Origin of the sequence: Paenibacillus sp. CCS19, assembly GCF_033239625.1 — a bacterium.
Taxonomy (GTDB): Bacteria; Bacillota; Bacilli; order Paenibacillales; family Paenibacillaceae; genus Paenibacillus_T.
Genome location: NZ_BTCK01000002.1, coordinates 329395 through 350368, shown reverse-complemented (window position 1 = coordinate 350368; position 20974 = coordinate 329395). Strand labels below are relative to the sequence as shown.

Sequence of the window (20974 nt, the reverse complement as noted above, 5' to 3'; positions counted from 1 at the left end):
ACTCCTTCTTCGACTGTAATATGGATGAGAGGAAGGAACCCGTGGGAGTTCGGGTTCCTTGCACTCTTGTTCCTGTCCTTCGTACTCTGCTTACTGCGATTTGGTTAGCGTATCTGCCTTACGGCTCAATACCCCATGCAAGCGAACCGCTGTTGTACAGCGTCACTTTGTTCCAGTCCGCGAACGATGATTTCGTTCCATCGAACGAGTAGTCATTGCTTTCCGAGAAGTTCGACCAGTCGGACTTCGCGATGCGGACTTGGATCTCGCCCGATTGACCGCCCGGTGCGATCGAACCTGCCGCCGAACTGAACGACAGCTCCAAGTACGTGTCAGCCGTCGTCTTCGCCGGGCTGATCGAAGCGAACGCGCCGCTTATATTGCTCGAGCCCACTTGCGCATAGTCCACCCAGTAGTTCAGCGAAGCGCTCGTCGTATCTTTCGTGATGTAATAGCGCAGCTTCAATCCGCTCAAGCTTACAGCCGTTGTTCCCGTGTTCTTAATGTTGAACGTTGCGTAGATTTGGTTATCGTTAGCGTTCGAGTTGCTGAGCTTATATTGAACAACAAGGCTGCTAGTCGTCGTGCTGCCCACTGGCGTTGCGCTTGCAACCGGCGAGTTGCCCGATTCGCCTGCGCTGTTCACTGCCGTCACGACATAGTAGTACGTCGTGCCGTTCGTCAAGCCCGTATCCGTGAATGTCGTGCCCGCTACACCCGTTGCTACTGTCGTAAATGCGCCGCCGCTTGTCGCTGAACGCTTCACGTTGTAGCTCGTCGCACCAGTAGAAGCGCTCCAGTTCAGAGCGACCTGGGCGTTGCCGGCTGTTGCCGTCAGCGTCGTAGGCGCTGCCGGAATCGTAACTGGCGCCACTGGCGTTGCGCTTACTTGCGTCGAGTTCGCCGATTCGCCTGCGCTGTTCACTGCACTTACAACGTAGTAGTACGTCGTGCCGTTCGTCAGGCCCGTGTTCGTGTACGTCGTGCCCGTTACGCCCGTCGCTACGGTCGTGTATGGACCGCCGCTTGTCGTTGCACGCTTCACGTTGTAGCTCGTCGCGCCTGTCGATGCTGTCCACGTCAATGTCGCTTGCCCATTGCCTGCCGCTGCCATCACATCTGTCGGCGCTGCCGGAGCTGTAACTGGTGCAGTCGGCGTTGCGCTCACTTGCGTCGAGTTCGCCGATTCGCCTGCGCTGTTCACCGCGCTGACAACGTAGTAGTACGTCGTACCATTCGTCAGACTCGTGTTCGTGTACGTCGTGCCTGCAACGCCCGTTGCGATCGTCGTGTATGGACCGCCGCTGGTCGTTGCACGCTTCACGTTATAGCTCGTTGCACCCGTCGATGCCGCCCATGTGAGCACCGCTTGCGCGTTGCCGGCCGTTGCCGTCACACCCGTCGGAGCAGCTGGTGCGGTTACCGCTGCCACTGGTGTTGCACTTGCTTGCGTCGAATTGGTAGATTCGCCTGCACTGTTCACTGCGCTGACGACATAGTAGTATGTCGTGCCATTCGTCAGACCCGTGTTCGTGTACGTCGTTCCGGTCACGCCGGTAGCCACCGTCGTGTAAGGACCGCCGCTCGTCGTCGCGCGCTTCACGTTATAGCTTGCTGCGCCGCTTGAAGCTGTCCACGACAATGTCGCTTGTGCATTGCCGGCCGTTGCAGCGAGTGCTGTAGGCGCTGCCGGCGCCGTCGTTACAGAGGAGCTGTTGATCAGGCGGTCATACTCTGCGTATGCCGTCGCGACGTCAACTTGCGCCCAGAAGCGGTGATAAGTGAAGGTCGGCGTGCCGCTCTCCCATTTCTTCGTCGTTGTATTGTAGGAAGTGTTGTACAAGTTCGAGAGATAAGACCACATTGGATCCAGCGTAATCTTAGGACGTTGGTCCACATAGCTGATGTATGTGCCCGCGCCGCCTTTAGCAGGATCGGAAGCGATGCCATTCGTGCCCGGGAGTGTTGCCCCTTGACCGTTCTTGCCGGACCAAGCGGAAGGAATATAGGTTTCTTTCGTAAAAAAGCGGAAGTAGTCCGCGCGCTGCTCCGGCTTTACGATACCTTTGCCATCGTTGAAGTTCCAGATCGTGTCAAGCAGCGTTTTCGCCGTCGTTTTCGCTTGGTTGCCAAGCGCCGAGTAAGCGCCAGTATCTGCTTTCGTTGCCGCTGCATAGAACGATAGCGCTTTAATGTAGCTGCCGAGTACGCCTACGTCTTGGCTTGGATCCTTCGTTACCGTCTTATACGTTGGATTGCCCGTGTACGTGGAATAACCATTCCAAGTATCTGGCTGACCGGACCATTCAAGCGTGCCCGGGATGTAGAACTCTCCAGGCTCCGACGTCGTAGCGATCGCCGGATTCGCGCCGCCAAGAATTTTTTGGCCAGCCGCATTCAGATAGTAACCGTTTGCATCCGTAACCGGCTTCTGGTTAACGAACGTATAGTCGAGAGCGTAGTCCACCCATCTGTCCATGATGCGTTTCGCCATTTGGTAGTTCGTGCTCGTATGGTCGCCGCTCGATGCGAGAATGTAGTACATCTCGGCGACGCGTTCGATCGGCCATGCTTGGAAGCCGAACCATTGGTTCGAATCGGGATCATGATACACCGGCGCTTGTTGGTAAGCCATGCCGTAGAACGTGCTGGTGCCGGAAGGATAAGCGGAGTAGTCGCCGTTCCAGCTGTTCGTTGCGCCGCCGCCGATCGCGCCTTCGCTCGATTGCAGCCATGTATAGAACTCAAGCTGACGCTGGAGCGAAGTATTCCAATCCGTTTGAGCCGTAGGCGATGCAGGGATCAGGCCGCCTGCGGTCGTCGACAATGCATACGCCGCGACCGGGTTCTGGTAAGCTTGGTGCGCATGGCTTGCACCGATGCGCCATGCCCAGTTGCCGCTGCCGTTGTCGCCAAGACCGCCTCCCCATGACGTATACCAAGCCATCAGGTACATGCTTGCATCTTTGCCTGTACCAGGCGTTGGGTTGCCCGTGGAGGAGCTGCCGATTTTCTCGAAATATTTGTCATACATGTCGTAACGGAGATAGTCGCCCATCTTCTTCGCTTTGTTCAAATACGTTGCATTGTTGTAGCCGAGCTGCTTCGCCCAATACATAACTTGGACAGCGCGTGCATCCGCGTCGGATGCGTTCGTATAACGCCATTGCTTAGAAGGAGCTGAGCTTTCCTTCGTAAATAACGACATGAAGCCTTCGCCCGGCTTGCCGAACGTTTGATTGTCTTGGGATGGATGCGTAACCGCTTCGAATACCGACTCCTGCTCGCCGCGCTGGAACGTATTCACGTACGTGGACGTGTGAGACGGGTTCAGCAGGTTGCCGAAGCCATACCAGTTGTCAACGTCGATCAGCCAGTGCATCAGGTACGTCTGGTTGTTGCCGTATGTGGATTTGAGCTCAGCGTCGAGCGGGTCTTTGCCTGGAGACTTGCTGTTGCCAAGCACAACTGGATATTGATCCGGGAAAGGCTTCTCTGGCGCATAGGTTGCCGGACTGTTCGGATTGTAGTAGTTCATCGTCGGCTGCTCTTCTTTGCCGTCGCCCTCATTGACTGGGATAATGTACTTCTCCATGTTGTCCCAGGCTTTCTCCAGATGCGTCCAGTCGCCTGTGTAGTAGCCGTATAATGTCTCCAGCCACAGCCAGTAGCTGTACGCCTCGGACGTACTCATATGGCCATAGTCCGGCGCTTCGCTAAGGAGCGTTTCAATGGCATGATAAGGAATGCCCTCCGGGGAGAAGTAACCATTCGTCGGGCTCGTCAATTGATTGTACAATTGCAGGAAACGTTGTCCCTCAACGGTCGTTGCCGCTGCTTCCACTTTCTTCGGTGCAACGTTCAAAGTGCCGACGCCAGTCGAAAGCGACAGCGCCGCACCAAGAACGATTGCCAAACCCTTGCGGGTTGCCGGTCTAAACATTGCTAATTTCCTCCTTCTAAATGAATAGATATATCGCACGGGCCAAACGCCTCTCTGTAGACGCCCAGCCCGTCTGCGAACGATGAAATCATAAAATCCATTCAGCATGCATCCCGCTTAAGGCTCAATGCCCCATACGAGCGTACCGCCCTGGTACAGCGTCACTTTGTTCCAGTCCGCGAACGAAGACTTCGTACCGTCGAACGAATAATCATTGCTTTCATTGAGATTCGTCCAGTCGGACTTCGCGATACGGATCTGGATATCGCCGGTTTGACCGCCCGGGGCGATCGTGCCCGCCGCTGCGCTGAACGACAGCTCCAAGTACGTATCCGCCGTCGTCTTCGAAGGACTGACGGAGCCGAACACACCGCTAACATTGCTCGTGCCAACCTGTGCGTAATCCGTCCAGAAGTTCAGCGATGCGCTTGCCGAGTCCTTCGTCAGATAGTAGCGCAGCTTCAGACCGCTCAAGCTTACCGCCGAAGCGCCCGTATTCTTAATGTTGAATGTCGCGTAGATCATATTGTCAGATGCGTTCGAGTTGTTCAGCTTGTATTGAACGACAAGATTGCTCGTTGGCGTCGTACCGCCGCCTGTCGGCAATGCGCTTGCTGCTGCCGAATTCGCCGATTCGCCGGCGCTGTTCACCGCACTTACAACGTAGTAGTACGTCGTGCCGTTCGTCAGACCCGTGTCCGTGTACGTCGTACCCGCCACACCCGTTGCTATTGTCGTGAAGGCACCGCCGCTAACCGCCGCCCGCTTCACGTTGTAGCTCGTCGCTCCGATGGATGCCGTCCAGCTCAATGCCGCTTGGGCATTGCCTGCAGTCGCAGTGAGTGAAGCCGGCGCAGAAGGCACTGTAATTGGCGCTGCCGGCGCTGCGCTCGCTGGCGCCGAATTCGCGGATTCGCCTGCGCTATTAACAGCGCTTACAACATAGTAGTACGTGGTGCCGTTCGTCAGGCCCGTATTCGTATAGGACAAGCCTGCGACGCCCGTCGCCACTGTCGTATAAGGGCCGCCGCTCGTCGTCGCTCGCTTCACGTTATAGCTCGTTGCACCGTTGGATGCCGTCCACGCCAGCGTCGCCTGCGCATTGCCTGCCGTCGCCGTGAGCGATGCTGGCGCAGCCGGTACGCTAACAATCGCTTGCGGCGTCGCACTCGCTTGCGCGGAGTTCGTCGATTCGCCAGCGCTGTTCACAGCGCTTACAACGTAGTAGTACGTCGTGCCGTTCGTCAGGCCAGTGTTCGTGTAAGTCGTGCCTGTGACGCCCGTTGCTACTGTCGTGTATGGACCACCGCTTGCCGCTGCCCGCTTCACGTTGTAGCTCGTCGCACCTGTCGACGCGCTCCAATTCAATGCCGCTTGCGCATTGCCCGCTGCCGCGGTGAGCGACGCTGGAGCAGAAGGAACCATTACTGGCGCAGCCGTCGGTTCTTGACCGAACACCTTCACGCCTGCGTCATAAACCGGAATAAGCGTCGTCTTCGCCGGTGTCTGCGTCACTAACCCTGCATAGGAGTAATCGTTCGCAGGATCCCACGCACCTTGCGGCCCCGTAATCCGGAACTGTACTTCCTTCTTGTAATAAGGTTGACCGCCTGGATAAATCTTCGTTCCCGTGAAATCGACATTCACGTAATAAATGTGATTCGCGATGTCATAAGGCAGCACTTGCGATACCGTCGCGCCTTGGTTGTAGTTCGTCACGACAGTCAGGTTCGCTGCGGTGTAGCCCGCATTGTAAACTTCGCTCAGGTCCATGAAATACTTGAACGACAGCTTATCGCCCATCCGTGCCGGCCAGCCGGAACGGTTGTTCAGCAGCGCCTTGATCTCGGTAAAATTCGTTCCCGCTTGATTAATCGCCGCTTCAACGAACATCTCATCGGTCTTCGTCTCGGCAACCGGGAAATTCGCAAGCGGCTGCTGACCCGCGCCGTAGAGCAAATTCATCTTCGCGAGCGATGCCGTGAAACCGGCATTGTAGTCGGTCGCGACTTCATTGCTCACATAATCGGACACCGAATCGGTGTAGCTGTCTGAAGCATTCGGACCACCTACCAGCGCGCCGTACAGCACGTGCCGATGATTGGTCGGATCGAGCATCGTGTCAGCCCAAGAGCTGTGCGAAGTCCGATGATGCGGATGCTGCGGCGGGTTGGCGCCATAGCCGACCACATAACTTCGATTCGATGGGTTGTCACCAAGCGCATAGTTGATTTGTTTCGTTGCAAAATTGACGTACCGCGACTTCTTCGTCGCATCCGTTACAAAATCCGAGTAGACGAACGCGAGGAATGCGGCATTCGATGCGTAGCGCAGCGAGCCCCACGAATCGAGCCATGCCAGACCGCCTGGCGTATACGTAATCCGTTGACCGCTTGTGCCGACCGTCCAGTAATCCAAGTTTTTCTCCGTCTGCGCAACCCACGTCGAAGCCTCTGGGCGTCCGAGCTGAGTCAATGTACGAGCAAGCAGCACGGAGGATCCGTACGAAACGTCATCCCAGCCGATCGTCCATTTGAAGCCGATCTCGCCGGATTGATCTCTGCCCCAGCCATTCGTTGCTTGAATCGCTTTATCCAGATACGTCTGATCATTCGTCGCCAGATAGAGCCAGATGCCGCCCCATGTCAGCTCGTCATAATAACCGCTCCAGGAGTTGTAGAACTGCTTCGCATCCGTTATGCAGTCGGAATACTTGCCGCGATACGTATCCGCGAAGTTATACAGCTGCTTCGCATGCGTCAACAGCTTCGCCGAATACGCCGAATCCGTGCTGGCGAAGACGATGGAAGACGCTGCAAGCGCCGCCGCTGTCTCTCCTGCCAGGTCGGAGCCAGGGCAAGAAGCGGTTATTTTGTACGACTTGCGTTCCATCTGCATCACTTCGGCCGGCCCCCACCATTGGTGGTCGATCCCGCCTGTGCCGACTTGACCATACAGCTCATTCGGAGCGGTATGCGCCTTGACGAAGTAGTCGTTCACCCAGCGCAGGTTGTCGAGCATCTCATCGAGCTGTCCCGATTGTACATACCCGTCGCGATACTCATATACCGACCATGCCAGCATGGCAGCCGAGAACGCCATCGGCAGTCCGAACTTCACGTGATCGCCAGCGTCATACCAGCCGCCCGTAAGATCTACGCCGTTATCAGCGCCATCCGTCAGTGCGGAATCCCCCCGCCACTCTACCCGATTATTCGAGGGCAGCTTGCCCGAACGCTGCGCCTCATAGAAATAAATCGCTTTCTGCAACGCTTCGGCATAATTGTAATTGCCTGCTGCGCTCGCCTGTTGAATCGATCCGCCCAATGGTGAACCGACTAGCAATAGACATGCCGTTAGCGTGTACGCAAGAAGCTTGACAGCCATTGTCCGCGTACGTCTCATTAAGGTTCTCCCTCTCCTTTGCCGATTGAATTCCAAGTATCTAGGTTGTGTCGCCTACCTTCCTCCTTTCTTCGACGAGTCCGAAGCCCGTTTATGGTGGTAATATCAATTTATAGCATCGATACTAGTCGGACTAGCAAATATCATGACTTCTTAGCTGTCACTTTGATGACCTTCGCCTTTCACAAAATGACAAAATGAAAAGTGCCAAGCGCGCGTACGCACGCCCGGCACCAATCATTCAAACCGGTGAGCATGGGATTGCTCTTAGAATTTAGCTCCGATATCCGTACCGGCAGGCGTGCCTGCGCTCTTCAGATCGCTGCCCGTTGCGAGCTTCAAGAAGTTGCCGAGAACCGGTGCGCCGTTAGCCGCACGCGAGATGCTTGGCGTCAGACTGACGAAGTCCGCGGAACTAACCACCAGACCTTTGGCGTTCGTCGATGCGCCGTTCTTCCACCACACGTTCGTGCCGGACACATCCGTACCGCTTGTTTTGTCACTCGAACTGCCTTGGAAGCTCAAGTTGTTCGAGAATACATGCGTGCCAGCATCGAATGCAAAATTGCTGCCGCCATTGCTGTACGACGTATTGTTCGTCATCGTAATCGAACCTGGGTTGCTGTTGTACGTAAACCCGTGCTTCTTGTTGCTGTATGCGATGCTGTTGATGACGATATGGTTGACCGCGATGCTCTCGCCGCCCAGCTTGAAGCCGTTGCCGTCGCTGTCCGTCGTGCTCGTGCCGTTCGACGTCTGACCGTTATGATGCGCGATGCTGTTGCGAATCGTAACCGCACCGATGGCGCCTGTATCCGACTTCGTGTACAGATCCCAGCCATCGTCAACGTTGTATGCCGAGATGCAGCCATCGAACACATTGCCAGGTCCAACCGTCAGCTTCGCTGCGAAGCCGTCCGCGTCTTCGCCGTTGTCAGGGTCATAGTTGTCATGGGAATAGGCGTTGATGATTTCGTTGTACTTCGGCCAATCCGCATAACCAACCGAGGAATTATAGCGGCCCAGCTGCAGACCTGTATCGCGGTTATGATCCGTCTCGACGTTCTCGATCCGGTTGTAGTTGCCGCCGACATAGATGCCGTTATCGCCTGCCCCCGTTACACGGATGTCCTTCACGAGCCAGTAGTGGCCGAACACTTGCAAACCGCGTTGTGCAGAATCAAATGCTTCACCAGAGAAGTCAAGCACCGGCTTCTCCCCGTTGTACGCTGCGATCTGCTTGCGGGAGCTCGTCGATGCGCCGCTGTTAGCGCGATCAATCGTCAGCGGAGCCGAATAGGAGTACGTACCGCCGCGGAGGTAAATCGTCTTGCCTGCGGCAATCTTCGTTAGCGCCGATGCCAGCGTTGTAGGCTGGCTGAGTGTACCTGGATTGCTAGCCGAGCCGTTCGGCGCAACAATGAGATCGCCCGTGGCAGGCGTCGTGGTTCCGGTGCCTGTACCTGGGTCGGTCGTACCTGGATCTGTCGTTCCCGGATCCGTCGTCGAGCCGGACAGGTCCGAGACGACGATATCGTCGTATTTCGTTGCCGTCTTGAACGCAACGAGCCCGACAGCGCCGCTCGTTAATGACGTATCAGTGGCCGACAACTGGAGGACGCCGTTGACGTACATTTTGATCGAGCTGCCATTCATCTCGAGTTTGATCGTGTACCATGTGCCTGCGGAGAGAGCGTACGACTTAGTCGCCAACGTCGAGCTGGAACCGCTTACTTTCTTCCGGAGCTCAAGCGTTCCGCCATTGCTGTTATCGAACGATGCCGCATAGTAGTTGTTGCCATCTTTATACCGTCCTGCCAGATAGATCCGATTGGAGCCATTGAAGCTGTCCACTTTGATCCGAGATTGTACGCTGTAGTTGGTCCATGTTGCGCTGCCGCCGGACGTCCGTCCTTCCGAGGTCGACGATTGGTAGTACACATAATTGCCGCTATCCTGCACAACCGACCAAGTCCCCGTCGTTGCGGTCCAGCCAGTCGCATTGCCATCGTCGAAATTGTCCGTGAACAAATCCGCAGCTTGTACCGTTCCTCCCGTCCACATGCCTACCGCCATTACCGCAGCCAGCAATCCTCCACCTATTCGCTTGCTCTTGCGCTTCGTCATTATTACGCCTCCCTATTGGTTTACAAATATTTGTTTCGCTGACAACCAGCTTACGAATGGAATATGTTGATACAGCAAAGTGCCTTCCAGGCAGCATGACGCGCGTCATCTGTCTGATCCGGCATCGCACTGAGTGCCAGCAGTTCGAATCAAGCTTAATTGCGAATGATTAGACGATGTACGCCTCCTCTCATATGGGTTGCTGCGGGATACTTGCTGCCGGCCCCCCTGCCGACATCTGTATCATAGCGGCATGACTTTGCATTACTGCAATAATCATGTGCTCACATTCGTTAGGGGTTGAGTGCTATCAAGGGTTTGCGTCACTGTTTAATGCTGCTTATTATCCTGATCTCAGGTCATAAACGAGTGCCCATTTTGCCCGGTACATCGCACCATCCGTTCGTCTATTTCATAAGATAAGTTGACTGTATCCCTTAACCTTGTTAAACCATACAAACCCGAGCAAGGAGGGGTGACACTTGAAGGGCAGCGACCACAAGAGCAAATTTTTGTTGACACATCGGGAACGCGAGGTATTCGAGCTGTTGGTGCAGGATAAAACGACAAGAGATATTGCTCAGCAACTGTTTATCAGCGAGAAAACCGTGCGTAATCATATTTCTAACGTAATGCAGAAATTGAATGTCAAAGGTCGTTCACAAGCAGTTGTCGAGCTGATCAAGCTTGGGGAGCTAGTAATCTAGTTATCATTGATCGCATAGATCCTGATTCGTTATGGAATCGACCTTCATGTCCGGGACTCCGTATAGGAGCATGGATGTGGAGGTTTTTTTGATTGGTAGCCAGTCTGCTAGAGACGAGCCCGTTAAGGCACTTTTTTGTGCTCTATCCTGCCTGCCATCGTGCGTCGAGCGCGTTAAGGCACTTTTTGTGCTCTATTATGCCCGCCATCGTGCGCCGAGCCCGTTAAGGCACTTTTTTGTGCTCTATTATGCCTGCCATCGTGCGTCGAGCCCGTTAAGGCACTTTTTTGTGCTCTATCCTGCCTGCCATCGTGCGTCGAGCCCGTTAAGGCACTTTTTTGTGCTCTATTATGCCTGCCAGCCAAGTGACTGAGACAGACGAGTCAAAATCGCATTCGGCGGGCATGTGGATACACCATCTATTCATAAAAACTAACAATTAACTCTCATCCGCCCATTCAATTTCTGTATTACATTTGTAATATGATTACGCACCTCTCTAACTGCCTCACTGCTTTATTCGTTGAGCAATACCTCCTGTCGTCTTATCCTGAACCAACAGCTCGAAGTGAACGTTAACGCCATGCAATTAAAAATCCCCGCACAACTAGTCCGAACTGGACCCGATGTGCGGGGATCACAAATAATTATCTAACCTACTAGTACTACTCCTACGGAGCTGGCACTACTTTTACTGGCTGAAGCGCATCCACTTCCTCTGCCGTCAACGCGCGGTCAAACACTTGAAGCTCGTCAATCATGCCTTTGAACGGTACGTCCCAGTAGTTGACGCCAAGCGCGAACAACGCATTGTCGGTTGTAAACACGTTCGGGAAGTCGGTACCCGTAAACTTCACAACGCCGTCAACATAGAGAACGATATTGCCGTTGTTAACCGAGTAAGTGACGTTCACCCATTGATTGAGCGGAATCTGCTCGCCGAAGCTCGCTTTGTTGTAATACGGGTATGCGCTAATATCCGCATTAGCCCACAGCATGGTTGGCTGTGTATCGCCTGTTCCTCGCGGCAGCAAGCTAATCCATCGTGTGCCGGAAGGTCCTCCGAAGAACGCAGTCGTATGCTGGGTGCCTTGACCCAAGTTAATGTTCATCGAAATGGTGTACGTACTGCCTGAGATCAAACCATCCTGCAGTCGAATACCCGAATTGCCATCGAATACAGCAGATTGACCAGCCACACTGTCATTGCTATACGTAATTGTGCCGCCCGTATTGGTCGCACGGTTACCTGTAATCGTTCCTGCGCCGTAGCCCGTTGAATCGTTCAGGTTTCCTTCGAATGAATAATGCGCAATTGCACCGTCAATTACATCTAGTGTGTATGTCGCTGTCTTGCCGCTGCCGTCAGCTGCCATTGCGGTAACGGTCGTTTGACCCGCTTGCAGACCTGTTACTTCTCCCGATTCATTCACAGTAGCAATAGTTGGATCTGCTACAACCCATTGCAGTGTTTGATTACCTGCGTATGATGGCGTTACAGCAACAGTTTGAGGTTTAAACTTACTGCCTACCGACACACGCTTCTCCGAGAAGCCGAGCTGGATTTGGTCGATCTTAACCGCCGAATCATAGAACAAATCTCTCACATTCTTGGACGAGAGTGCGCCTTCGTAAATTTGAAGATCGTCCATCATACCTTCGAACGGGAAATTCCAGAAGTTGACTCCAAGCGCAAATACGCCATTATTCGTCGTAAAAATGTTAGGGAAATTAGGCTTGGAAACCTTCTTCACCCCATTCACATACATTGTTGCAACATCATTCTCGACCGTGAGGACTAGATGGCTCCACTGGCCGGTTGCTATCCCAGTGCCAGACAGCCAGTCATACCAGTTCTCATTGTTAGATGCATCCAACTCATGGGCCCATACGAACGTTTGGCCCCAACCTTTTGGCAGCATACTGATCCAGTTATTTACATCTCTTGCTCCGAAGAATACTGGCGTCCAGTCAGTAACGGTCGACGTCTGCGCTTGTTTAACCCATAGCGAGATGGAATAGTTATTGCCTTGAATCAATCCGTCAGGAAGACGAACGCCCGAGCTTCCATTAAACACTGCAGCATCACCGTTCTTGCCTGCTGCATAAGTAATCGTTCCACCTGTATTATCCGCTCGATCACCTGTAATTGTACCGGCAGCGTTAGTGCCAGTAGCATCCGTTAGATCGTTCTCGAATGAATACTTCGCCCTAAGAACTGCAGCCGCCTTCGGCTTAACCGTCACGTTGATGACTTGCGATGCAGTAGCAGCGCCCTTAGTTGCAGTAACCGTCAGTGCAACAGTTGCCGCCGGATCGCTAGATTCAGGACGATTAACAACACCTGTTGAGCTTACGACATTCGCATCCGACGTTTGCCATGTAATAGCCGTATGCCGTGTACCAACCGTCGCCAGCTTCATATCCGCTATCACATTGCTTACATCGCCGAGATCGGCAACGATGCCATTCACGACATCGTTAACAACCTGCTGCTCCGTCTCATCTTGCAGCTTGCTGCCCCAGATCGTCACGCCTTCGCCCGACATCGCCGTGAACGTCATAACGTATCGCTGCGAAGTGCCATCCCATTCGGTTACAAATACGCCTTTGTACATTGCGTCGCCGACTGTGATTATAGCTTCGTTGTCGCCTGCCAGACTCCATGCGCCTTGTGCGTCACCTGTTACCGTATGATCCGCATTCAATTGAATGAATGACGATTTCGTAAGGTCTTTCGTCGTCGCCTTGCCATGATTGATAAACTTGTATTCGCCAACCAGATCCTGCTCTGACACTTTGGCTAACTTCTCGCCCGAGTATCGATAAGGCGACACGATTGGCCAATTGTCTTCGTTCAGGAACATCTGATGAACGCGAACCTCGTGCCCCTCGCCTTGGTTAGGGAAGCGTGCATGGAAGATCAGGAAGTATTGGCCCGTCTTCTCATCGATATAGACCGAGTTATGGCCAGGCGACATGTAGCCGATACCGCTGCCCGTACCTGGGTCGCCCGGCAGACGCTCGAACTGGTAGTTGCCCATCATTTTGTTGCCAAAATCATCGAGGTTAGCGCTCGAGCTGAGGACTGCGTTCTGACCTTTCGCATCAAGGAATGGACCCGTTGGCGAAGTCGAGCGGTACATCCGCATGTTGTAACCGCCGTCAGAAGCCAAGCCGCCATACGTTACATTCAGGAAGTAGTAGCCTGTTTTCTTATCGTACACAACGAACGGACCTTCACCTGATTTGCCGAAGCCGCCTGCAACCTTAATGCCGAAATAACGGTCAATCATACGGCCGTCTTCCGTCTCGCCATCTGCGCCTGGATAGATCGCTTCGCCTGTGGCTTTATCAATCTCCAGTGCAAAGATACCGCCAGACCAGGAGCCATATACCATCCACAGCTTGCCTTCCGTATCATAGTACAAGGCAGGGTCGATTGCGTTCGGATATTGGCTGTTCTTATAAGTGCCATCACCATTGAACCAGCCGCTGTTCGCACCAGCGAGCGTCTTATCATCAATCAACGCTTGGATGTTCGTGTTGGTCCACTTCTTGTTAACCGAACTGTTCGCATCTGTTGCATCGCCTTGCGTGAAGCCAGAATACATAATCGTATCTACATACTTATAAGGACCTTCAATATTCTGCGATACCGCATAACCGATGGCCGAACGAATATACGTTGCGGAAGTGCAATAGTACATCACATATGCACCTTTCGAGCCATCTTCATTCACATAATCTTTATTGTAGAACGTAAACGGCGCCCATACCGAGAAGCCGCCTTTGCTGTCTGCGTCATTCTCGCCAGCCCATGCGAACGAGTCAGCCAGATTCTCCGACAGATTGCCGAACAGCACGTTGTTAGGCGTCGTATAACCGTTCGTGAAACGCGTCCAGTTCATCAGGTCGCTCGACTTAGCTGCATCGATGTGCGAACCGAACACATAGAATTCGCCCGTATCCTTATCGACTGCAATCGAAGGGTCATGAACGGATACGTTCGTAAACGCCGGCTTCGTGTCTGGGGTAACAATTACACCGCCAGTGTTCCCCGTATTGCCTGTATTCCCAGTGCCATTCCCATTCTGGAACACAAGCTGCCCTTGCGCCTTCGGATCAGAAGCCGTTACTTTGCCAGTGCCCTTCACTTGAATGCTGCCATCGACCTTGATGACAACCGCTTTCACTTCGCCCTTCTCGTCGACGTTCAGAACGGCTTGCTGCTGAAGGTTCAAGTTATTGATAATACCTGCGAGCAGCTGAAGCTCTGGCGTCGTGAGTGTACGAACGTCCACATTGTCGAAGTTACCTTCCAGTTGAACCGTTGCGCCTGAAGACATCGTCTCGTCCAAAATAACCGAAGAGAAGCCTTTGCCAGCCGCATCGTTCTCTTCAACCAGCTTCGCGCCAGAGATGACGAAGGTCTGCTCTACCGTCGTATTTCCTTGCGTCACGACGCGAATCTGGCCGTTCTTCTTATCGATAATAATCGTCTTGATCGTCGAATCGTTCAGTTTAATGCTGTTGACGCCGCCGCCGTTAATATGTATTTGCCCTTTGACGGTTACGCGGTTAAGGTCGACGTCTCCTTCGGCAACGCCTGCAGTCAGATACAGATCGCCTTCGATTACCGAATCCTCGAGCACAACGCCTGGCTTGCTGATGACCATGTTGCGCGTATTCAAATCCGAATACGTTCCGGCTGCATTCACAATCTCGCCGGACAGATTATTCATCATGCGAATCGCTTCTGCTCGCGTAATCGACTTGTCGCCGCCGAACGTGCCGTCCGGGTAACCGTTTACATAACCGCCATTGATAAGCGTCTCTACCGCTTCCTTCGCCCATGCCGGCAAAGCGGCAACGTCGTTCAGCGAAGTCGCTGCTGTCGATGCAGCCAGCTCAAAGCCTCTGTACAGCATAACGGCTGCTTCTTTCCGGCTGATTGGCGCATTCGGATGAACCGAGCCATCGGCGTAGCCCTGGATAATGCCTGCAGCAACAGCTTTCTCGAATGCTGCATAGGAATAATCCGTAGGTTTCAAATCCGTGAACGATACATCGCTTTTGTCTACAAAATTAAACACTCGGTCGAGCAATACAACAAACTCTGCCCGCGTAATCGCTTGGTTAGGCTTAAACGTTCCATCGGCATATCCAGTCAGCAAATGCTTGTTGAACCATGCTGCAAAATCCTGCTCCGCCCAATGCCCAACTGCATCCGAGCCGGCGACAGAGCCGCCAATGCTTGCTGCGCTTGTATTGTCAACTGCGTTCACTGCATGGATATCGCTGGCAAAAGCGCCAGACGGCACAAGCAGCGACGCCGTAAGCAGCATCGCAATTTTACGTTTCATCGATTGTTTCACGATCGGTTAATACCTCCTATTAGGTGGTTATTACAAAGAAGAGAGTGACATAGCCTATAACCTGTTAACGCGATCATAGTGTGCTGCACGCATCACCTCCTACAAATAAAAACGCTTACAAACGAAGGTCGAGCTGTTGTTCGGAAATCATTATCAAACGATCTTAATGTGAGTAAGATACATCTAGCGGTAAGCAGGAAAGAAAATGAAGGCGCATACATATGAGGACATTAACAATAATATTACTTAATTAACGCATATTCAAGCTAAATTTATTAATAAATACATTAATCTAAAAATGGAGTGTTTTGTCGAGCTATATGAAATAAACAAACAAGCAAAAAGCCTTGGCGCGTCATGGCGCCAAGGCTTCTCAATATCCAAAAATCCCCATAAGAACGGGATGTTATTAGAACGGGAACTTACGCTCTTCCTTTTGAACCGAAACCCATTTGGACGTTGTGAACTCCTCGAAACCGATCTCGCATGGTAACGACCGATGCCGGAAGCTTTCTCGCCGCCGAATGGCGCGTTCATATCCATGTTAATCGTCGTATCGTTCACATGCGTCATACCGCTCTCGATCGCGGCGGCGAATGTCATTGCACGATCCGGATCCGTCGTGAATACAGCGCTGGACAGGCCATATTCGGTATCGTTCGCGATGGAAAGCGCTTCTTCGTCCGTATCGAACGGAATGATCGTTGCGATTGGTCCAAAAATCTCCGTACCCGCAAGCTGCGACTTCGGATCCACGTCTGCGAAGATGAACGGCGTTACAACGTTGCCGATGCGCTGACCTTCCAGTACAAGGCGTGCGCCTTCTTGCTTCGCCGCTTCGGCGATGCCGAGCACCTTCTGAATCTGGCGTTCGTTAATGAGCGGTCCGATGACCACGCGCGGGTCAGCCGGGTTGCCGAAAGCTACTTGCTTCGAACGTTCCGCGAAGCGTTCCACGAACGCATCATAGTGCTTGCGATGCACAAGGAAACGGTTCGTGCAAATGCATACTTGGCCCGAATTCATATATTTGCTGAATACAGCAGCGTTCACCGCTTGGTCCAGATCTGCGTCTTCCAGCACTACAAACGGGTTATTGCCGCCGAGCTCCAGCGAAGCGCGCTTCAGATTCTTGCCGCACAGCTCGCCGATGTGGCGGCCGACGCCTGTCGAGCCCGTGAACGAAATGATGCGAGGCACAGGATGCTCGATCATATAATCGCCGACTTCGGCGATATCGTAGCCAACGACGTTGACGATACCTTGCGGCAGACCTGCTTGCTCGAAGATTTCAGCTACAATCGGCCCCCCCGACATATACGTCTGCGTATCCGGCTTGATAACGATCGCATCGCCTGCTGCTACTGCTGGCGCAACGACGCGCATCGCCATGTACAGCGGGAAGTTGAATGCGTTAATAACGCCGATAACGCCCAGCGGATAGCGGAACACATGATTTTCTTTGCCTGGAATCTGGCCTGCGAATACTTGCGGCTTGAACATGAGATCCACATATTCAATCGCGGACATGATCGAGCCTGCCGCAGCCATAAACTCCGACATCGTCTTCACGTACGATGCGCCTGTTTCCTTGACCATCAGCGCAACGATCTCATCCTTGCGGCTCATCATAATTTGCGCGGCACGACCAAGCACCTGCTTGCGCTCTTCTGCCGAAGACTTCGCCCACTGCTTCTGCGCGGTCTTCGCGGCGTTGTACGCCTCATCGATATCATCACGATTCGCCAGCTTGATCCGGCAGATCACTTCATTGTCGAACGGGTTGATGTTGTCGTACACCTGCTCGCTCGAACCGTCGCGCCATACGCCATTGATATACTGCTTATTGTAGTTATTAGACAAGGTTAGGCCCTCCTTATTCAACCTTAGAACTTCGTAATAACCGTAACGCCGAAGCCTGCATAATTCGTCATATCGTCGAATGCTTCGTTGATTTGCTCCAGCGCGATTTGCTTCGTTACGAGCTCGCCCGGCTTCAGCTTGCCTTGCTCTACCATGTTCAGCATGTTGCGGTATTCCGGAATCGGCATCGATACCGAACCAACCAGTTGCAGCTCGTTCATCGTGATCAGGTTAACCGGCACTGGCGTCATGCCGCCGTTCGGGTTGGAGCTGATGCCGAGCTGTACGTGACGGCCGCGCTTCGTCAAGCTGAGCAGCGAGTTGATCACCGTATCTTGAATGCCGAGTGCGTCGATCGAGATGTTCGCGCCGCCCTTCGTCAGTTCTTTGATCGCTTGCGGTGCGTTCTCGTTCTTGCTGTTAATCGCTGCTACTGCGCCGAACTTCTTCGCAAACTCAAGCTTGTCATCTGCGATATCGACCGCGATAACGTTCGCGCCTGCAGCCGATGCGATCTGAATTGCGGACAAGCCTACGCCGCCGGAGCCGTACACGGCTACCCATTCGCCTGGGCGCACTGCGCCGCGGGATACGACGCCATGGAACGCCGTCATGAAGCGGCAGCCCATTGCGCTAGCCGTCAAGAAGTCGATGCTGTCTGCCAGGTGCAGCAGATTCAGGTCTGCGTTCGGAATGTGAATGTATTGCGCGAAGCCGCCTTCAAAGCTAAAGCCGACCATCTTCATGTTGTCGCATACGTTGTGATGCCCAGCTTGGCAGTGCGGACACGTGCCGTCGCCTTGGCTGAAAGGCACGATAACGCGGTCGCCTTTCTTGAAATTGCGAATGTTCGAACCTACTTCTTGCACGACTCCGCTCATCTCATGGCCGAGAATATGAGGAAGCTCCTTCATTGCGTTCTTCATATGGCCCGTCCAGCCATGCCAGTCGCTGCGGCATACGCCGGTTGCTTCCAATTTAAGAATAACGCCATCAGGCGTAAGCGTCGGATCCGCTACTTCTTTAATAACCAATGGCTCATTAAACGCTTCCAATACTGCAGCTTTCATATAAGAATCATCTCCGTGTGAATGTTTTATGAACTTCGTCCCTAATTATAGACACGGGGATTACTGATGTATAATACATAATAAACTATGGTAAGATAGCTTCTAGTCTATGAATAAGGAGAAATAAGCGTTATGGAGCTGCTTCAGCTAAAATATTTCCAAACCGTCGCAAGGTTGGAGCATATTACTAAGGCCGCAGAAGAGCTGAAGATCGCGCAGCCTTCGCTGAGTAAGACGATAACGAGACTGGAGAGCCAGATTGGCGCTCCGCTATTTGACCGACAAGGCCGCAATATTCGGCTCAATCCATTCGGCAAAGCCTTTCTACTGCGGGTCGAGCGGATATTCCGCGAGCTGGATGAAGGACTGCGCGAGGTGCGGGATATGGCGGGGTTGAATCGAGGGAGCATTACACTGTCCGCTACGATCGTCAGCACGCTGCCTGATTTGATTGGAGAGTTTCTCGCCCTGTATCCTAACGTTCATCTCCGCCAGGTGCTGGAGCCATCGGCTGTCATTAAGCGAATGCTTGAAGACGGGGAAATCGATCTATGCTTAACTGCAGAGCCAATTGAGGGTCCCGATATGGAATGGCTGCCGCTGCGGACGGAAGAGATCTTCGCAGTAGTTCATGACGAGCACCCGCTTGCAGGCAAGTCTTCTGTTTCGATCTATGATCTCAAGGACGAAGTGTTCATCGGACTTCAGCAGGGATATTGGTTCCGAACATTGATTGATAACCTATGCAAACAAGCTGGTTTTGTACCGAATACAAGAATTGAAGTCAATGAATCCGACGCGCTCGTGCTGCTTCTCCGCAAACATCTAGGCATCATCTTCGTTCCGGAGACAGCTTGGCGGAAGCGTGAATCCTTCATGCCCCATCGCCTCCGCATTACCGACCATCCGAATTTTGTCGTGACGACGGGACTTGTATGGTCGAAGAAACACTATCTATCGATTGCCGCTCAACGGCTTCGAGAATTCATTATCGACTTCTATATGAAGCAGTAATGATGATTTATTGAATTTGTTTACGGAAATACGGAGCGGTTGTGGTCATCGTTATCGATGGCTGCTGCCGCTTTTTTGTCGCTTTCAAGAAACGTTCAGGTTCGTTTTATGATGCTTAAAGGTTCATTTAAGACTCGATTAAGGTTCAACCGTCATGATGAAGTCACAAACAAAACCCGCACAAGAGCAGCACAAGACGGGGCTGAGGAGGAACTAATCATGATGAATGATAACCATAACGATAACAATAACGAGTGGATCGAAACGAAGCAGGCGGAGGACGGCACGTACATTGCGACTTTCGGAAGAGGCGCCAAATCAGCGCAGCCAATGGCAAACGAAAGCAAGACAAGCCATTCGGCTAAACGCTCGCTGCTCCCATTCGCGGCCGCATTCTTGGCTGGCGTCGTAACGATTGGCGGGTTCATGTATGCGGCGGATCAGAGCAGCTGGTTCAGCAATAAACCGATTATCCAGACGACCGCCTCGACCTCGCAATCGACGGCTGGACAAGGGGCTGGCATCACGACAGCTTCTGCATCGGTAACAAATACCGTTGAGACAGGCAATATTTCTTCGATTTACAGCGCAGCAAGCCCTGCCGTTGTTAAAGTCGAGACATTCGTCCAGCAGCAGCAGCAAAATATGCGGACAAGAGGCGGTATTTGGTTCGAGCCTGGCACACGCGGCGGCTATATGCCAGATGATTCGCAAAGCGGACAAAGCGGTCAAGATCAAGGCCAAGCCCAAGATCAGCAGAGCCAAGGCAGCCTTGAAGCGCTTGGGACCGGCACCGGCTTCATCGTAGATGGCTCCGGCTATATTATGACGAACCAACACGTTATCGCTGATGCGGACCAAATTCAAGTTACGCTGCAAGGCGAAGAAACGCCGTATACGGCAACCGTCGTCGGAACGCGCGAAGATCTTGATATCGCCATTCTGAAAATCGAGAAACAGGGCAGCGGCACCTTCCCTACCGTCTCGTTCGGCGACTCGAGTGCTGCGAACATCGGCGATATGGTCGTCGCCATCGGCAACCCGTATGGCTTTGATCAGACGCTTACGGTCGGCGTTCTCAGTGCGAAGGAACGTCCGATTCAAATCCAAGACGGCAACACGGTGCGCAGCTATGAGCACTTGCTGCAGACAGACGCTTCGATCAACCCAGGCAACTCGGGCGGACCGCTCTTGAATGCGAATGGCGAGGTTATCGGCATGAATACGGCTGGCGAGACAGAAGCACAAGGCATTGGATTCGCTATCCCTTCCTCGATGATGCTGGAAGTGTTCAAAGAGCTTGTCAACGCGAAAACCAGCGTGAATATGTAATGAACGATGGACGGATTGGGCACAATGTCGACAAGTGGCATCACGTGCATGCAATCGCGGAATGACTGATGGAAATATCCCCGCTGCGATCGATGCAGCGGGGATATTTTGTATGAATATAGATGATGCCTTGAT

Annotated in this window: 8 protein-coding genes and 1 pseudogene; 3 read left to right on the top strand and 6 right to left on the bottom strand. The window is 53.1% G+C overall.

The window, feature by feature from the left end:
- Positions 1–118: 118 nt before the first annotated feature.
- From SBI19_RS03545 to SBI19_RS03535, 3 genes are all read right to left on the bottom strand, one after another.
- Positions 119–3943 carry a glycoside hydrolase family 48 protein gene (locus tag SBI19_RS03545; protein ID WP_317964992.1) on the bottom strand — a complete coding sequence of 1275 codons (3825 nt, stop codon included), beginning with the start codon at positions 3941–3943 and terminating at the stop codon, positions 119–121.
- 117 nt (positions 3944–4060) lie between these two features.
- Positions 4061–7348, bottom strand: a complete 3288-nt coding sequence (locus tag SBI19_RS03540) for a glycoside hydrolase family 9 protein (RefSeq protein ID WP_317964990.1) — start codon at positions 7346–7348, stop codon at positions 4061–4063.
- 267 nt (positions 7349–7615) lie between these two features.
- Positions 7616–9412 carry a right-handed parallel beta-helix repeat-containing protein gene (locus tag SBI19_RS03535; RefSeq protein WP_317965012.1) on the bottom strand — a complete coding sequence of 599 codons (1797 nt, stop codon included), beginning with the start codon at positions 9410–9412 and terminating at the stop codon, positions 7616–7618.
- Between the two features lie 545 nt (positions 9413–9957).
- Between SBI19_RS03535 and SBI19_RS03530 the strand changes: the two genes are divergently transcribed.
- A complete protein-coding gene (locus SBI19_RS03530) occupies positions 9958–10182 on the top strand; it encodes a helix-turn-helix domain-containing protein (RefSeq protein WP_317964988.1) in 225 nt (74 codons plus the stop codon).
- Between the two features lie 671 nt (positions 10183–10853).
- Here the strand turns inward: SBI19_RS03530 and SBI19_RS03525 are convergent.
- The 3 genes and pseudogenes from SBI19_RS03525 to SBI19_RS03515 form a co-directional block, all read right to left on the bottom strand.
- Positions 10854–15560: a LamG-like jellyroll fold domain-containing protein gene (locus SBI19_RS03525; RefSeq protein WP_317964986.1), complete on the bottom strand. Its 4707-nt coding sequence runs from the start codon at positions 15558–15560 to the stop codon at positions 10854–10856.
- A gap of 409 nt (positions 15561–15969) precedes the next feature.
- Positions 15970–17423 (bottom strand): annotated as a pseudogene (locus SBI19_RS03520) (aldehyde dehydrogenase family protein).
- A 23-nt stretch (positions 17424–17446) separates the two neighbouring features.
- The gene (locus tag SBI19_RS03515) at positions 17447–18493 is read right to left on the bottom strand and encodes a zinc-dependent alcohol dehydrogenase family protein (RefSeq protein ID WP_317964984.1); all 1047 of its coding nucleotides are present in this window, start codon (positions 18491–18493) and stop codon (positions 17447–17449) included.
- 132 nt (positions 18494–18625) lie between these two features.
- Here SBI19_RS03515 and SBI19_RS03510 point away from each other — a divergent pair, with 132 nt between their 5' ends.
- Entirely contained in the window at positions 18626–19507 is an 882-nt protein-coding gene (locus SBI19_RS03510; RefSeq protein WP_317964982.1) for a LysR family transcriptional regulator, read from the top strand.
- A gap of 219 nt (positions 19508–19726) precedes the next feature.
- Positions 19727–20839 carry a S1C family serine protease gene (locus SBI19_RS03505; RefSeq protein WP_317964980.1) on the top strand — a complete coding sequence of 371 codons (1113 nt, stop codon included), beginning with the start codon at positions 19727–19729 and terminating at the stop codon, positions 20837–20839.
- The last annotated feature ends 135 nt before the right edge of the window (positions 20840–20974 follow it).

Coding starts and splice junctions, on each gene's coding strand:
- SBI19_RS03505 (WP_317964980.1), top strand. CDS start 19,727: ATGATGAATGATAACCATAACGATAACAATAACGAGTGGATCGAAACG.
- SBI19_RS03545 (WP_317964992.1), bottom strand. CDS start 3,943: ATGTTTAGACCGGCAACCCGCAAGGGTTTGGCAATCGTTCTTGGTGCG.
- SBI19_RS03510 (WP_317964982.1), top strand. CDS start 18,626: ATGGAGCTGCTTCAGCTAAAATATTTCCAAACCGTCGCAAGGTTGGAG.
- SBI19_RS03515 (WP_317964984.1), bottom strand. CDS start 18,493: ATGAAAGCTGCAGTATTGGAAGCGTTTAATGAGCCATTGGTTATTAAA.
- SBI19_RS03535 (WP_317965012.1), bottom strand. CDS start 9,412: ATGTGGACGGGAGGAACGGTACAAGCTGCGGATTTGTTCACGGACAAT.
- SBI19_RS03540 (WP_317964990.1), bottom strand. CDS start 7,348: ATGAGACGTACGCGGACAATGGCTGTCAAGCTTCTTGCGTACACGCTA.